Source organism: Streptomyces sp. CA-250714 (genome assembly GCF_050936705.1).
Classification (GTDB): Bacteria; Actinomycetota; Actinomycetes; order Streptomycetales; family Streptomycetaceae; genus Streptomyces.
The window spans coordinates 3,711,022-3,725,778 of sequence record NZ_JBNJMI010000002.1; the positions used below are offsets into that span (position 1 = coordinate 3,711,022).

14 protein-coding genes and 2 tRNA genes are annotated in these 14,757 nt (G+C 72.6%); 10 read left to right on the forward strand and 6 right to left on the reverse strand.

Annotated features, from left to right (window positions below; translation table 11 throughout):
• Positions 1-242: 242 nt before the first annotated feature.
• Positions 243-315 (reverse strand) — tRNA-Arg (locus ACQEU8_RS35465).
• A gap of 227 nt (positions 316-542) precedes the next feature.
• Positions 543-633 (reverse strand) — tRNA-Ser (locus ACQEU8_RS35470).
• A gap of 340 nt (positions 634-973) precedes the next feature.
• Between ACQEU8_RS35470 and ACQEU8_RS35475 the strand changes: the two genes are divergently transcribed.
• Both ACQEU8_RS35475 and ACQEU8_RS35480 read left to right on the forward strand, forming a co-directional pair.
• Positions 974-1,471 carry an SSI family serine proteinase inhibitor gene (locus ACQEU8_RS35475; protein ID WP_433108510.1) on the forward strand — a complete coding sequence of 166 codons (498 nt, stop codon included), beginning with the start codon at positions 974-976 and terminating at the stop codon, positions 1,469-1,471.
• Between the two features lie 385 nt (positions 1,472-1,856).
• Positions 1,857-6,824, forward strand: a complete 4,968-nt coding sequence (locus ACQEU8_RS35480; RefSeq protein WP_433108512.1) for a PAS domain-containing protein — start codon at positions 1,857-1,859, stop codon at positions 6,822-6,824.
• A gap of 60 nt (positions 6,825-6,884) precedes the next feature.
• Here the strand turns inward: ACQEU8_RS35480 and ACQEU8_RS35485 are convergent, their stop codons facing one another.
• From ACQEU8_RS35485 to ACQEU8_RS35500, 4 genes are all read right to left on the reverse strand, one after another.
• Complete coding sequence (locus ACQEU8_RS35485) at positions 6,885-8,537, reverse strand: long-chain fatty acid--CoA ligase (protein WP_433108514.1); 1,653 nt, start codon at positions 8,535-8,537, stop codon at positions 6,885-6,887.
• Positions 8,538-8,604: 67 nt separating this feature from the next.
• On the reverse strand, positions 8,605-10,269 hold the full coding sequence (locus tag ACQEU8_RS35490) for a recombinase family protein (protein ID WP_433108516.1): 1,665 nt from the start codon (positions 10,267-10,269) through the stop codon (positions 8,605-8,607).
• Positions 10,270-10,345: 76 nt separating this feature from the next.
• A complete protein-coding gene (locus ACQEU8_RS35495) occupies positions 10,346-10,519 on the reverse strand; it encodes a hypothetical protein (protein ID WP_382930479.1) in 174 nt (57 codons plus the stop codon).
• Positions 10,520-10,539: 20 nt separating this feature from the next.
• Positions 10,540-10,950, reverse strand: a complete 411-nt coding sequence (locus tag ACQEU8_RS35500) for a helix-turn-helix domain-containing protein (RefSeq protein WP_433108518.1) — start codon at positions 10,948-10,950, stop codon at positions 10,540-10,542.
• 297 nt (positions 10,951-11,247) lie between these two features.
• Here ACQEU8_RS35500 and ACQEU8_RS35505 point away from each other — a divergent pair, with 297 nt between their 5' ends.
• The 8 genes from ACQEU8_RS35505 (at position 11,248) to ACQEU8_RS35540 (ending at position 14,732) form a co-directional block, all read left to right on the forward strand.
• On the forward strand, positions 11,248-11,472 hold the full coding sequence (locus ACQEU8_RS35505) for an XRE family transcriptional regulator (protein WP_382930483.1): 225 nt from the start codon (positions 11,248-11,250) through the stop codon (positions 11,470-11,472).
• Entirely contained in the window at positions 11,457-11,645 is a 189-nt protein-coding gene (locus ACQEU8_RS35510; RefSeq protein ID WP_382930484.1) for a hypothetical protein, read from the forward strand. The genes ACQEU8_RS35505 and ACQEU8_RS35510 overlap by 16 nt, the downstream gene beginning before the upstream one ends.
• A gap of 107 nt (positions 11,646-11,752) precedes the next feature.
• Complete coding sequence (locus ACQEU8_RS35515) at positions 11,753-12,094, forward strand: hypothetical protein (protein WP_433108521.1); 342 nt, start codon at positions 11,753-11,755, stop codon at positions 12,092-12,094.
• Positions 12,091-12,459, forward strand: coding sequence for a hypothetical protein (locus ACQEU8_RS35520; RefSeq protein ID WP_383130339.1), 369 nt, complete (start codon positions 12,091-12,093; stop codon positions 12,457-12,459). The genes ACQEU8_RS35515 and ACQEU8_RS35520 overlap by 4 nt, the downstream gene beginning before the upstream one ends.
• Positions 12,456-13,535 carry an ERF family protein gene (locus ACQEU8_RS35525; protein ID WP_433108523.1) on the forward strand — a complete coding sequence of 360 codons (1,080 nt, stop codon included), beginning with the start codon at positions 12,456-12,458 and terminating at the stop codon, positions 13,533-13,535. Before ACQEU8_RS35520 ends, ACQEU8_RS35525 begins: the two co-directional genes overlap by 4 nt.
• On the forward strand, positions 13,532-14,164 hold the full coding sequence (locus ACQEU8_RS35530) for a hypothetical protein (RefSeq protein ID WP_433108525.1): 633 nt from the start codon (positions 13,532-13,534) through the stop codon (positions 14,162-14,164). The genes ACQEU8_RS35525 and ACQEU8_RS35530 overlap by 4 nt, the downstream gene beginning before the upstream one ends.
• Positions 14,161-14,517 carry a hypothetical protein gene (locus ACQEU8_RS35535; protein ID WP_433108527.1) on the forward strand — a complete coding sequence of 119 codons (357 nt, stop codon included), beginning with the start codon at positions 14,161-14,163 and terminating at the stop codon, positions 14,515-14,517. Before ACQEU8_RS35530 ends, ACQEU8_RS35535 begins: the two co-directional genes overlap by 4 nt.
• Positions 14,514-14,732: an aromatic ring-opening dioxygenase LigA gene (locus ACQEU8_RS35540; RefSeq protein ID WP_433108529.1), complete on the forward strand. Its 219-nt coding sequence runs from the start codon at positions 14,514-14,516 to the stop codon at positions 14,730-14,732. The genes ACQEU8_RS35535 and ACQEU8_RS35540 overlap by 4 nt, the downstream gene beginning before the upstream one ends.
• The last annotated feature ends 25 nt before the right edge of the window (positions 14,733-14,757 follow it).

Here is a 14,757-nt window from a genome sequence, read left to right on the forward strand (position 1 = left end):
TCGGCGAGGGCGGCGGTGGACCTGTATTCCGGGGACGGCGGAGATGCGGTGACAGGCGACGGACTCCTGGGCCTGCGGGCAGCTGTGCGGCACTGGCACTCGCGTCGACCATACGGAGCCGACCCGTTCCTGTCCGGTGGGCCGCGCGGACACCGGACGACTGACGCCGTTGCCGTAATTCGCCGCTGTACGCCCTCAACGTAAGAGGCCCCCGGATTATCCCGGGGGCCTCTGAGCTGCTGCGCGCTCGGCAGGATTCGAACCTGCAACCTTCTGATCCGTAGTCAGATGCTCTATCCGTTAAGCTACGAGCGCTTACTGTCCGGCGGGTTTTGCCGCCGGGCGGCGTTGCGGGAACAACATTACATGACCTGCGCGCCCAGGTGAAATCCATTAGGCGCACCCCTGCTGACCTGCGGAAATGACGCCAGGGGCGGGTGGGTGGCGCGGGGTGGAAACGGAAGAAGCCCCGGGCGGGCCGGGGCTTCGGTGATCTCTTCATGATCTTGAGATCTGGCGATCCGGGATCAGGAGATCGTGAGCGGAGGCTGAGGGATTTGAACCCTCGATGGGGTGATAGCCCCAAACCGCATTAGCAGTGCGGCGCCATAGACCAGACTAGGCGAAGCCTCCAAACACACTCGGGACGCCCGGAGGGGCGGACAAAGTGTGTGCTGATGATGGCACAGCCCGGGGGGCTGTCTCCAATCGGCCCCTACCGTACTCGGTCCGCGGACCCCTGGGCAAAGCCTTAAAGCGGTGGTCCGGGAGGTCGACCCCCTCGCGGACCGGCGCCGGTGCCTCCGGACGGGGGTCGGGCTGCGTCCGGACGGGTCCGCCCGCGCAACGGCGCGGGACCCGGGGCGTTAGGGGAAGGGGGGCGTACTCGCGGCGCCCCCACCTCCCTCCCACCGGGAAGGGCCGCCCCCGTCCAGCCAGGCGGAAGCGCGCTCTCGAGTCTCTGGAGCCAGCCATGCCGCGTCGCACCGTTCCCGTACCGTTCCGCGTCCGCCCTCTCCTCACCCTCACCGCGGTCAGCTCCGCGGCGGCGGGCCTGCTCTCCCTCGTCGGGGCGCCGGAGGCGACGGCCGTCAGCCGGCCGGCCGCAGCCGGTGGGTCCGCGGCCACCGTGCGGCCCGCCGACGAGCTCAGGTTCACCGTCACCCACACCGGGAGGGCGGCGAGCGACGGGTCGTACACCCTCCGTTGTCACCCCGCGGGTGGCAGGCACGCGGCGCCGAGCCGGGCCTGCGCGGCGCTCGACCGGGCGACCTCCGGGGGCCGGGACCCCTTCAAGCCGGTCCCGGCGGATGCGACGTGCACGATGATCTACGGCGGTCCCGCGACGGCCCGCGTGACCGGCACCTGGCACGGCCGGAAGGTCGATGCCCGGTTCAAGCGGACCAACGGGTGCGAGGTGGCGCGCTGGAACAGCTTGGTCCCGGCGCTGCCCCGGACCGGGCCGGCCTGAGCCAGGACCACCTACCGAACCTCGGCCACGTTCTGAGCCTGGAGCGGGTCCCGCGCCTGGCCCGCGGCGGCCTTCGCCTCCCACGGCGGCCCGCACCTAAGCGGCAGCGATGTCGGTGACTGCCAGCGTCCGCCTACTCGCCGCTGTACGCCGCGTGTTGACCCGCGGCGTACACAGGGGCCCGACTCCCTACCGCGACGCGGCAACGGCCTCCCCCGTATCCGCCGCCGCGCTCATGAGTGTGGCCCGTAGACTCCCCCCTAGTGACACGCCCGGGGTGAACGGCAGACTGGCAGCCGTGGCCTGGCCGGATCAACGAGACCAACAGGGAAGAAACGGGCGGAAGGTCACGAGCACCTGAGGTCAGCAGGAGGGAATTGTCGCCGTGAGCAGCAGGCCATCCCGAGGCGCTGCTCGCCTCGCCGCCATACTCGACGCACTGCCCGACGCGCTGCTCCTGGTGAACTGCAACGGCACAGTGGTGAACGCCAACGCCATCGCGTTGGAGACCTTCGAGACGCCCGGCACGGCGCTCGTGGGGCGTGGACTGCTCGACCTGCTGCCCGAGTTCGACTCGAAGCGCATCCCGGGCTCGATGCGGCGCCCCGAGGAGGCGGCACAGGCGCAGGGCCGTCAGAAGCCGACCCGGATGGTGGCTCGGCGTACGGACGGCAGCGAGTTCCCGGTCGAGGTGACCAGCGCGAACCTCGAGGACGGACGGACGCCCTACGCCTCCGCGTTCGAAGCCGCCTTCGCCGACCATCCGGGCGGCGGCGGGTACACGGGCGACGAACTGCTGATGCTCGTCGTACGCGATCTCACCGGCACGCTCGACACCGAGGCCGAACTGGCGCGCCAGCAGCGTCAGACCGAGATGATCCTGCGCGCCGCTTCCGAGGGGGTCGTGGGGGTGGACGCCGAGGGCCGGGTGGTGCTCGTCAACCCGGCGGCGGCGCAGATCCTCGGCTACCGCGCCAGCGATCTGGGCGGCCGGGAACTGCACCCACTGGTGCACCACTCGCGCCCCGACGGCTCCGCCCTCCCGTACGAGGAGACCCCGCTGGCCGACACCTTGCGCTCGGGCCGCAAGCACCGGGTGCGGGCCGGACAGGTGCTGTGGGCGAAGGACGGGCGCGCGGTGCCGGTGGACATGACGACGGCGCCGGTACGGGACGGGGAACAGCTGGTCGGCGCGGTGCTGACGTTCGCCGACCGGCGCCCCTACGACGCCGTCGCGGCACGCCAGACCCAGTTGCGGGCCGTGCTGGAGGAGTCGCTGCGCGGACCGCTGGAGCAGCTGCGCCAGGAGTTGTCGGGGCTGACCTCCGATCCGGCCGCGCAGCTGTGGCCGGAGGCGAACCAGATCCTGCACCATCTGTCCGCGGGCTACGCGCGGATGACGACGCTGGTCGACAACGTCCTCGGCTACCAGCGGCTGGACGCCGGCCAGGAGCGGCTGCGGACCGAGCCGGTGCCGATGGACGCGGTGGTCTCCGCGGGCGTCGAGGGGGCGACGGAGCTGATCGGCCCGGGGCGCGCCCAGTTCGCCGTGCACGCGCCGCCGATCGAGGCCGAGGTGGATCCGGAACGGCTCGCCGTGGCACTGGCGCACCTGATCGCGGACGTGGCGGGCGTGGACGCGACGGGCCGCGCGCTCGCCACTCCGTCGCCCAACGTCGATCCGACGATCGTGGTCGCCGCCGCGCAGCGCGGCGAGGTCGTACGCGTCGAGGTGCGCGGCCCGCACAGCGGGGGCAGCCCGGTGCACGAGCCGCTGGTGCGCGGCATCGTCAACCAGCACGGCGGCGTGCTCCAGACCCATGAGGTGCCGGGCTCGGCGGGCGGCAGCGCGTATGTGCTGGAGGTCCCGGTCAAGGCGGTCGGCAACACCACCCGGCAGTCCGGCAGCCGGGCCCGCAAGGGCGGCCCTGACGACACGAGCGGTACGGGCAGTACGGGCGGTGGCCGGAGCACCGGCGGTACGGGACACGACCGGGACGGTTCGACCGGTGCGGGCCGCTCCACGGGCGGTGGACGGTCGACCGGTGGCGGGCGGAGCGGGAGTCACGCCCGGGGCGGCAGCCATGCGCGCGGAGGCGCCTCGCAGGGTGGCCAGGGCGGGGCGTTCGGGGTGCCGAGTGTCGTGCCCGGCACGGAGCGCGGCGAGACGACGGTGATGCCCGTACCGGCCGCTCCGGCACGGGGAACCGGGACCGAGTCGGCGGGGCACCCGCAGGAGACCGGTGGCCAGAGCGGGGTGCAGGAACCGGCCGGGCTCGGTGGTACGGAGCACGGGCAGGGCGGCGCGGCCGAGGGCGCGTCGGCAGCCGCCCTGGAGCCGGTGGCGGACCAGCGGCAGGGAGCCGGCGCGCTCGCTCCGGTGCCCGATCCGCGGCAGAGCATCGAGTTGGGGCCGGGGCCGTCCGCCGCCGGTGGCGGCCAGGGGCGGCCGGAGTTGGGGCCCGCGCGGCCTTCCGCGGGGAGCGAGCAGCCGGACCCGGCGGCGACCCCGGCGGCGACGCCCATGGCGGTCCCGTACCAGGGGGGCGCGCAGCAGGAGGGCCTGTACGCGGACGCTGCGGCCGTGCCCCGGCCCACCGGGCGGCGGCGTGGCCGGCCGAGTCCGGCCGAGGAGCAGCACGAGCAGGCGCCGCTCGGGGCCCAGAGCGCTGCCCGTACCGCGTCCGGGGCGCTCGAACTCCCCTCGGGAGGGTCGGGGAGCTCGGATGAGAGCGGGGGCGGCGGGGGCGCGAACGTGCCGGTGCCCGCGCAGGGTTCGGGTCGGCGTGCGCGGCGTGCGCTGGGCGAGCGCGTGGATTCCGCGCCGGCCCCGCAGGGCGCGGAGCCGGGTCAGGAAGCCGTAGCCGCACACGGGCCAGCCCCGCAGGAAGTGGACGCCGCCGCGGACGGGGAGACCGGCAGCGGTCTGGAGCTTCCGCCGGCCGGCGGAGGGCGCCGGGCACGGCGCATCGCGGCTGCCCGCGCGCGGGCGCAGGCAGCGGCCGAGGCCCAGCAGGGGCCGCACCACGCGCCGTTCGCCCTCCCGCCCGCGCCCTCGGAGGACGCCTCGGCCCCCGCACCGTCCGGGGCCCCGGCAGCCGCTGCGGGCTCCGCCGACTTCACGGCGCCCTCCGGCGCCGCCTCGCCCACGGGCGCGGGCCCGGAGACCGCGTCGGGTAACTCGGGGGCTGCCGCGACGCCGCCGGGCGCGGTCGCGGGCCCGGCGTACGACCCGTACGACGCGAGCGGGGGCGCGGGCGAGGGCGCGAGCACCGACGCGGGCACCCCGGAAACGCAGCAGGAGAGCGGCGGCAGGCCGCAGCGGGGCGAGCACTCGGTCGTCGCGGCCAGCCCGATCCTGGGCGGCGGAGCGTTCCAGCAGCCGCAGCAGACACAACAGGGACAGCAGCCGCAACAGCCGAACCCGCAGGCCCAGCCGCAACGCGGGCTGCCCAGGCCGGAGCAGGGGCAGCCGGGTGCGGCGAGCAGCCCGTACGGCACCGACCACGGTCCCCGCGTACGGACGCTGGGGCAGGGGATGCCGTTCGCCGAGCGGATGGCCGAGCAGCAGAACGCCGCCCAGCAGCAGTGGCCCCCGGCGCAGTCCTCGACCCCGTCGGCCGCCTCCGCCATACCGTCCACCCCCTCCACCCCCGGGCCGCCCCCCGGCTCCGGCCGCCGCCGGAAGCTGGCCACGCCGGAGGAGCGCGCGCAGGGCAACGGGCCTGCCGAGTCGTCCCAGGGCGGCCCCGGCCAGCCGGGCGAGCCTCCGCACGCCGCAGCCGAGCCGGGTCAGTCCGGTCAGCCGGGTCCGTCCGGTCAGCCCGGGCCGAGCGACCACGAGCAGGCGGAGCGCGGGGCGCTCCCGGTGGAGCAGGGCGCCCAGCCAGGAGCGGGAACGGCACCCATCGGCCGGTCCCAGCCGGGCTCGGCCCAGCCGTGGGGTACGCCGAACCCCGAACAGCACCAGGACGGTGCGACCGTTTCGGGCGGTCCCGGTCCGCAGGACGGAGCTTCCGTCCCCGGTCAGCCGCAGCCCTGGGCAGCCGCAGGCCCCGGACATCCCCAGCCCGCGACGGCCCACCCCGGCCAGCCCGAACCCGGCACGGGCGGTCACGGCCAACCCCAGCTCGGGGCACCCGACCACGGGCAGGCCCAGCCCGGAGCGCTCCCCGCGGGGCAGCCCGGCGCGGGAGCACCCGGTCAGGCGCAGCCCTGGGCAGCCGTGCCAGGCCGCCCAAACGCCGGCGCCCAGCAGGGCGCTGCCGTGGACCAGTCGCAGCAGGCGCCCGGGCAGGGATCGGCGCAGGGCACGCCCCAGGGCGGCGGTTCGCAGGCGCAGCCGCCCGCACTGCGCCAGCCGCCGGGGCAAGGGCAGGGGCAGCCCGGCGCGATGCCGGGCCCGATGCCCATGCCGCAGCCCGGAACAGGCCCCGCGACACCCGCCCAGCACGGTCACGGCCCCGGCCCCGGCCGAAGCGGCGGCCCGCAGCAGTTCGCCGTCGGCACGCCCGGCGGAGCCCCCGAAGCGGAGGAGGGGCCCGAGCCGCTGGACGGGCCGGACAGTCCTGTCGAGATGACGGACGGCCGCGGCTTCGGCGTACCGCCGCACGCCATGGACGACGAGCTGCCGCCCGAACCGCTCGACAACCCGCGGCGGCTGCTGGTCTGGCCTGAGCCGGACGTCTCCACCCAGCAGGCGCTCTCCGACCGCGGCTACCGCCCCGTACTGGTGCACTCGCGCGAGGAGGTGGACGCGCAGATCGCGGCCTACCCCGCGGCGCTGTTCGTCGACCCGCTGACGGGGCCGATCACCAGGACGGCGCTCCAGTCGCTGCGGACCGCGGCAGTGGCTGCCGAGGTGCCCGTACTGGTGACGGCGGGGCTGGGGCAGGCCACGCGCGAGGCAGCGTACGGCGCGGACCCCGCTGTCCTGCTGAAGGCGCTGGCACCGCGCGACAGTGAGCAGCATCCGCCCCGGGTGCTGCTGGTCGAGGAACAGCAGGCGATCGCCACGGCGCTGGCGGCGACCCTGGAACGGCGCGGTATGCAGGTCGCGCTCGCGCCGACGGACTCCGAAGCGGTGCACGTGGCCGCGCAGATCCGGCCGAACCTCGTCGTGATGGACCTGATGCAGGTACGGCGGCGGCGCGCGGGCATCATCGACTGGCTGCGGGTGAACGGGATGCTCAGCCGCACCCCGTTCGTCGTCTACACCTCGGCGGACCTGGACCAGGCCGAGCTGCCCCGGCTGGCCTCGGGCGAGACGGTGCTGTTCCTGGCGGAGCGTTCGACCAGCACCGAGGTGCAGTCCCGGATCGTCGACCTGCTGACGAAGATCGGCGCGCACTGACCGCCGGCGCCCACTGACCGACCGGGGGCTGGCCAGGCAGCCCCCGGCCCGGCGGTCCGTTCAGCCCAGCTTGGTCACGTCCAGCTCGCCCGCCGCGTACTGCCGACGGAGTACCTTCTTGTCGAACTTCCCCACGCTCGTCTTCGGTACGGCGTCGAGGGTGACCCAGCGCTCGGGGAGCTGCCAGCGGGCGATGGTCTTGCCGAGGAAGGTGCGCAGTTCCTCGTAGGGGAGGGGTTCGTGGCCCTCCTTGAAGACGACGCCGGCGAGCGGGCGCTCGCCCCACTTCTCGTCGGTGACGGCGACGACGGCGGCCTCCGCGATCGCCTCGTGCGCCATCAGCGCGTTCTCCAGCTCGACGGAGGAGATCCACTCGCCGCCGGACTTGATGACGTCCTTGGCGCGGTCGGTGAGGGTCAGATAGCCGTCCGGGCTGATGACGCCGACGTCTCCGGTGCGCAGCCAGCCGTCCGGGCTGAACTTCTCCGCGGGGCGCAGCGGTGGCTCGCCCACGCCCCCGAAGTAGGCGGCGGCTATCCACGGGCCGCGTACCTCCAGCTCGCCCGGCGACTTGCCGTCCCAGGGCGCGAAGCTGCCGTCCGGCGCTGCCAGTCGCGCCTCCACGCCCGCGGGGAAGCGGCCCTGGGTGACCCGGTACGGCCACTCCTGCTCGGGGGTGAGACCGCCCGGCGGATGCGCGAGGCTGCCGAGCGGCGAGGTCTCGGTCATCCCCCAGGCGTGGCAGACCCGTACCCCGTGCAGGTCCTCGAAGGCCCGCATCATGCTCGGCGGACAGGCGGAGCCGCCGATGGTGACGGTCTTGAGGCTGGAGATGTTGCGCGGGGTGACGGCGAGCTCGTCCAGCAGGCCCTGCCAGATGACCGGGACCGCGGCCGCGTGGGTGGGCCGCTCGGCCTCGATCATCTCGGCGAGCGGCGCGGGCTGGAGGAAGCGGTCCGGCATCAGTACGCCGACGCCGGTCATGAACACGGCGTGGGGCAGCCCCCAGGCGTTGACGTGGAACATCGGCACCACGGGGAGGGTGGTGTCGGCAGTGGTGAGGCCCATGGACTCGGTCATGTTGACCTGCATGGAGTGCAGATAGACCGAGCGGTGCGAGTAGACGACGCCCTTGGGGTCACCGGTGGTGCCGGAGGTGTAGCACATGGCCGCCGCGGTGCGCTCGTCCAACTCGGGCCAGTCGTAGGAGGTGGGGCGCCCGGCCAGCAGCTGCTCGTAGTCGTGCACCTGTGGGGAGCAGCCCGCCAGCAGCGAAGTGTCGCCCGGGCCGACGACGACGAGGTGCTCGACCGTCTCCAGGCGGGGCAGCAGTGGCGCCAGCAGGGGCAGCAGGGTGCCGTTGACGAGGATGACGCGGTCGGCCGCGTGGTTGACGATGAAGACGAGCTGCTCGGCGGGCAGCCGCAGGTTGAGAGTGTGGAGCACGGCGCCCATGGAGGGGATCGCGAAGTACGCCTCCATATGCTGCGCGTTGTTCCACATCAACGTTCCCAAAACATCCCCTTCGCCGACTCCGAGGTCAGCAAGGGCGTGCGCGAGCTGTGCGGCGCGCTCGCCGGTCGCACGGAACGTGGTGCGGTGCGGCTCCGCGTCGCCTGTCCATGTGGTGATCTGCGATCCGCCGTGCACTGTCGCGCCGTGAGTCAGGATGCGCGAGAGCAGTAGCGGGACGTCCTGCATTGTGCTGTGCACTGGGGGCCTCCCCTTACGCGGCGGTAGCTATGGCCGCGATTCTCAGGGCATACCCGGCGGTATGTCACTACCTCGACGGCACCTCTTCCCATGAATCCGTCTGTACCTCGGCCCACGGGTCCGGCTCCCACACAGGGTGTATCTGCACCTCGACGCCGGCCTGACCGGGTATGGGCTCTCCGTACTGGTCTCTGCGCCTGACCAGTGCGATACGCCGGATGAGCTGTTTCAAGAGGCGGTTGCGTTCTGCCGTGTTCAGGGTCGGCCACTCCTCGGCGGCGCCGACGACCAGCCGCACGAAGTCGGCCCGGTGCGGGGTCTCCTCAACCTCGACGAGCTGTTCGAGGGCCTTGTCGACGCGGGCCCGCTTCTGCTGGAGTTCGTCCCTCGCGGCCTCGAACACGCCGTCGGGGTACTTCTCAGGGTTCATGGCGTTGTCGACAGCAAGGCGACGCAGAGCGGCGTCGTACTGCTCGGCCTCGGCTTGCAGCTTGCGGCGGCTCTCGCGGGCACGCGCCCGTTCGTCTACGGCCGGTGGTTCCTGCTGGGGTGTGGCTGGTGCTGCGTCGATACCCGGGGCGGCTTCACGCGTGAGCCAGTTACGCACCGTCCTTTCAACCACGTGCCGCGGAATCCACACCCCCTCACACTTCGCACCGCCGGACACTGCCCGCTGCGAACAGCGGTACGCCCAGCCGTTTACGTTGACGGGCTTTCCGTCTTCTGACCTGAGAGTCGTTGTCACAGATGTGCCACCGCGGCACTGCCCACACCGGTTCAGGCCGGTGAGCTCGTAGAGGGCATTGCGCGCGCGGGGCGGGGTGGCACGTACCTCCTTCCGACGCTGCTGGTACGCCTGCCACAGATCCCATTCGATGATCTCTTCGTGTGCCCCCTGCACAAGGAGGTGGTTTGGGCATCCGCCGTTGGTCTTCCTTCCGGCGCAGTTGCACGAGGGGTCATGCAGGCGGAGCAGGCCGGCGGGGAAGCCGCTGTCCATGTAGCGGGTGAGTGTCTGTGTGGTCCACAGCGTGCCGCGGGTGGTGCGGTAGCCGCTGCTGTTGAGCCAGCCGCACAGGGAGGCAAACCCGGTGTGTTCGACATAGCGTCGGTACGCCTCTGCCATGACGGGCCCGGTGTCGCTCTCGTCTGGCTCGTAGCGTTCCTCTTGAAGGGTCTGCGTCCTGGTGTTCCAACGCGGGTGCCAGATGTACCCGAAGCGGGGGCGTCCGGTGGCTGGAAGTCCGACGCTCCGTCGGTGCTGGTGGGTCTCCGCCCACGCTTCGCCGATGCGGTCGGACTCGAATGCCGCGAACTCCAGGATCATGCCGCGTTGGAAGCGGCCAATGGCGGTCGACGCGTCAACTGGTTCGGTTGCGGACTCCAGTAGGCCGCCGATGCTTTCGACGCGTGCGAGGTTGATCGCGTTGCCTGCGCGGTCGCGGCCGAATCGGCTGTAGCGCCAGACGGCTATGCCCTTTTCGGGTCCGCGTTCCACGTAGTCGATCGCGGTCATGATCTTGCGTTTGAAGTTCCGGCCGCTGGCATCGAGGTCTTCGACCCATCGTGTGATGCGTCGGCCGGTGCGGCGTGCCCAATCGAGGATTGCCGTGCGCTGGAGCGCCGGACTGATTTTCTCCTCCTTCCACGTGCTGACACGTATGTACCCGACGAACGGCTCGCGTGCCTCCGGGCCGTCGAATGTTGCAGGCCATGCCTGCGTAGTGGTCACGTGCTCCTACTCCTCCCGTGTGTGGATGAGGGATGTCGGGCGCGCGGGATCGCGTCGCCCGTGGTCGGTGGCGCGGTCAGTTCTCCGGCTCGCTGTGGGTGTCGAGGAGTCCGCGGCGTACGTCGCGCAGCGCGTCGAGGTAGCCGGCCCGGTACGCGTCGCGGGTGACGCGTTGCCGTGTCTGCCGCGCGAGGGCTGCGGCAGTGACGGCGAGGGCGGCGGCGGTGGTTGCGACGGTTACGCGTGCCATGGGGCGGCTCCAAAGATCAGTCACCCGCTCTCGTCTGCGGGCGGTGTGCGTAGCGCCTCGACACTGGCAATGAAAGCCCTGCGCGCAGCGGGTTCATGGATGCCCAGTTCGTCGGCTGCCTTCTCGGGTGTGAGGGGTGGCTCATCTGTGCGGCTGGTGACGGTGAGGTCGGCCTCGGTGGCGATGCCTGCGCGGAGGAGCACGAGCCCGAGCGAGATGTCGAGCGCGGTGGCGATGCGGCGCAGAGTGACGATGTCGGGGGTCGCGGTGCCGGCAAGTAGTCGGCTGAGGGTGCCGCCTGGGATGCCCGCGTAACGAGCAAAGCGAGCCTGCTCGCCCCTCGCGTCGAGGGCGAATCCCCGCCGGATGATCTGGTCTCGGAGCCATTCGGCGAATTGGGCGCGCTGGTCTGGCGCGTCGGTGTGTTCCATGCGTGGAACATACCGCGCGCGGAATCACTCCGCACGGGCGCGAATCAGCCAGAGAGGCGCACAGTTCATGTGCACCCGCAGTCATCTCACTACCTCACGTGACCAGTCGAACACGGGTCCGATTTTGTGCTCGCTACACGCGTGTGTCAACCGCATATGCCCTGTGAAGATTCGCCCCTATTCGTGGATGACCTGTGCAGATTGGCGTCCGTTTGCTCCGTTCACGCGCGGCTCATCCTTGTGCTAGCGTTCCACTCGTGGACGAAACAAGTTCGCCCACGGAGTGAAGGACCGCCCATGTACGACCGTTCTCTACTCGTGACCGCCGCCCGTGGCGTGGGTGATGTCACACCGTCCGACACCGCACGACGGTTGAAGGTTGCACGAAACACCGCGTGGCGCCTGTGGACCGGCAAGACCGCGCCGAGCGCCGCCGTGGCCGCCGCCGTCGAGCGCCACTACGGAGTGCCCGCCACCCAGCTCGTGAAGATCCGGGAGGCAGCCCCGTGCGAAATGACGTGATTCCCCGCGAACAGGCGTTCGCAAACGCCCGCGCTGTGCTCGACCGGGCCCGCGCCCGCCGCGACGCCGACCGCGCCGCCGGACGCCTCGACCCTGAGGTCGAGCTCATCCTCCGCCGTTTGGAGCGCGAGCAGCGCGCCCAGCAGGCCCCGGCGCACCGCGCCGCAGCGTGACGGCTGGCCCGAATCCGACTCGGACCAGCCGCAGCAAAACGGCCGCCCCAGATCCGACCTGGGGCGGCCCGCACGACCTACCCGACGAAAGGCAACAGGCCGTGACCATGCACCAGCCTACCGACGCCCCGGCGACCGACGCCGAGAAGCGCCGCACCCTCGCGGGCATCATCGCCCGCCAGCTCGACCAGATCGCCCCCGGTACCGCCCGCGTTCGCACCGTCCCCGTGACGGCCGTCCTCGATGGCGAGCAGCGCCGCAAGGTGTGGGTGTCCCTCGACGACGCGCTCGGCCAACCGATCGAGGCCGACCGGGCCGCGCACCGCGCCGCCCGTGGCCTGCTGCGCCGGATGCTCCCGGACGCCGACTGGTCGCGTCCGCACGTCTACGACGCCATCACGGGCGAGCTCACCGACGACGCGCCGACGATGCCCGAGGAGCTGCTGTGATCCGGCCGCAGCTCACCGCTGACGGCCTCGCCATCCGGTTGGCCGACGACCGGCCCGACGTGCTGCTCGACGAGCTCGCCGCCGCCTACGCCCGCGACCCCGAGACGGTCGCCGCGCTGCTGGCCGCGCACGCCGACGCCGTCGAGGCAGCCGATGACGCCCAGTGCAACCCGTGCGCCACGGACTACGACCGCGCCATGCGCGCCGCCGAGGCCGACGGCACCCGCGACGGGCTGTACGGCGAGCTGCCGCCCCCGGCCGTCCTCGACCACGTCATCGACCCGGCCGAGGCCGTCGCCCTCGCCGACGAACTCACCGCCCGCGCCGCCCGCGCACACCTCGCCAACCAGGAGCACCACGCATGACGACCGCCACCGACACCCCGACGGCCGAGGCCGCCCCCCTGCCCGTCGGCCCCGCAGGCACCACCTACGAGCCTGCACCCGAGGGCGCACCCGCCGACGCACCCCGGGTGTTCACCGCCCTCGCCGCCGTGATGGGCGACGCGATGCCCGTCGCGAAGAACCAGCGGAACCAGCAGCAGAACTACAAGTTCCGCGGCATCGACGACGTGATGAGCGCCATGGCGGGCCCCCTGCGGAAGCACGGGGTGTTCATCCTGCCGAGCATCGTTACGCACCGGCAGGAACGCCGGGGCGAGAAGATGACGCACACCGTCATCCGGATGCGATACCGCATCTACGGTCCGGCTGGTGACTGCCTGATCGCGGACGTACCGGGGGAGGCGTCCGACTACGCCGACAAGGCCACCAACAAGGCACAGAGCGCGGCGCTCAAGTACCTGTTGTTCACGCTGTTCATGCTTCCCGTGGACGGCCGCAGCATCGACGACGGCGACCGCCACCACCCGGAGAACGAGGCGCCGCAGCAGGCCGAGCAGCAGCCGCGCCGCGGTCGCCGCGCCGAGCCGGGCCCGTGGGAGCAGGACCCGCCCCCGCAGCAGCCGACCGGGCCCTCGCGCGACTACCTCGCCGAAGCGCGCGCCGCCGACAACGTGAGCGCCGTCCGTGCGCTGCACAAGCAGGCCAAGGACGAGGGGGCCCCGGCCGACTACCTCGCCGCACTCGCCGAGATCGGCGCGAGCAAGCCCGGCGCCAAACCGCGCCAGCAGCGCGGCGCCGTCGCCGACACGCCACGCCGCGCGATGCAGTGGACGAAGGGCCACCAGCCGACCGCCGTCGACGAGGTGACCGACGCCGCAGGCGAGACGAGTTGGCAGGGCGAACCCGCGAAGCAGGAGCACGCCGCCGCGCTCGGCGAGATGTACGACGCCGCCCGCGACGCCGGACTCGCCTCGCCCGAGGAGACCGACGAGGCGTTTACCGCCCGGTTCCAGTGCCAGCCCGCCGCCGCGACCGTCGCCCAGCTCCGCGAGATGCGCGACGACCTGCTCGACGCCGCGAAGGGAACCGCCGCGTGAGCGCCACCGACAGCACCGAGCGCGAGCAGGCGTTCGCCGTCGCCGCCGCCGCGACGGCCGCCACCACGCAGACCGTCGAGCAGCAGGCCGAATCCCTGCGGGACCTCGCCACGCAGGCCGCCGTGTTGAAACTGCTCTCCGAGCGCGTCAAGCAAGCGCAGGCGGACGTGCGCAAGCGGACACAAGCCGCGTTGGACGCTGCGGCCGAGCGCGACGGTACCGAGCGGATCACCGCCGAGCTCCCAACCGGCGAGGCAGTCGCCACGATCGGGCTCCGCAAGGGCGAGACGGGCCCGGTCGTCACCGACGAGGAAGCCCTCGCCCGCTGGCTCCGCGAGCAGTGGCCCGCCGAGCAGTGGACCGAGACCCGCATCGTGCGCACCGTCAAGCCGTGGAAGCTCGCCGAACTGCTCGGCGAGATGCAGGCCGCGGGCGCGACGAAGGTCGTCGACAAGACCACGGGTGAAGTGCTCGACGTGCCAGGCGTCGTGATCAAGCCCACCCGCGCACGCACGCACGGGATCACGTGGCGCAAGGGCGGGAAGAACGCGACGGCCGCCGCGTGGCGCACGGGCGCCCTCGCCGGACAGCTCGCCGCCATCACAGCGGGCGAGGAGGACGAGCAGTGACGCGCACACCACCCGACCAACTCGCCGCCCTCGCCGCCAAGCTCGGCACCGTCCACCCGGCCGCGCCCGAGCTGGTGCTCACCACCGCCGACCAGCTCGGCACCGCGGACGAGGTGCGCCTCCCGAGCCGCACTGTTGGGGCGCTGCTGCGTCGTCTCCTCGCCGTCGAGACCGACCTCGCCACCACGCGTCAAACCGTCGCCCGCGTCGTCTACGACGCCAACGAAGGCGACGACTGGTCGATGTCCGACCTGATGTACGAGCTCGAACACGCGGGAGTCCCTATCGCGCCCGAGCTCGACCACATCGACGCCGTACGGACAGCCGAGTACCGCGCGCAGGCCCTCGGATGAGCGCCACCGTGAGCGGCCTCGACGCCACGCGCCGTCTGCTCGACGGCCCGCCCCCGCCGACCGTGCCCGGACAGCTCGCCGTCGACGCCGAGCCGCCCCGCTGCGAGCACGGCAACCCCCGGTGCGGAGCCGTCCCCGTGCGCCCGTACCCGTGCGGCTACCGGTGCGCCGAGCACCAGCCCGCCCGCACCCACCCCTACCGCACCACCCCGTGACGCGTCCGGGGGCGAGGGAGAGCCG

What these genes read in the sequence shown, in the direction of transcription:
- ACQEU8_RS35475 (WP_433108510.1), top strand. Translation starts at nt 974, where the DNA reads ATGCCGCGTCGCACCGTTCCCGTACCGTTCCGCGTCCGCCCTCTCCTC.
- ACQEU8_RS35495 (WP_382930479.1), bottom strand. Translation starts at nt 10,519, where the DNA reads ATGGCACGCGTAACCGTCGCAACCACCGCCGCCGCCCTCGCCGTCACT.
- ACQEU8_RS35500 (WP_433108518.1), bottom strand. Translation starts at nt 10,950, where the DNA reads ATGGAACACACCGACGCGCCAGACCAGCGCGCCCAATTCGCCGAATGG.
- ACQEU8_RS35505 (WP_382930483.1), top strand. Translation starts at nt 11,248, where the DNA reads ATGTACGACCGTTCTCTACTCGTGACCGCCGCCCGTGGCGTGGGTGAT.
- ACQEU8_RS35515 (WP_433108521.1), top strand. Translation starts at nt 11,753, where the DNA reads ATGCACCAGCCTACCGACGCCCCGGCGACCGACGCCGAGAAGCGCCGC.
- ACQEU8_RS35525 (WP_433108523.1), top strand. Translation starts at nt 12,456, where the DNA reads ATGACGACCGCCACCGACACCCCGACGGCCGAGGCCGCCCCCCTGCCC.
- ACQEU8_RS35540 (WP_433108529.1), top strand. Translation starts at nt 14,514, where the DNA reads ATGAGCGCCACCGTGAGCGGCCTCGACGCCACGCGCCGTCTGCTCGAC.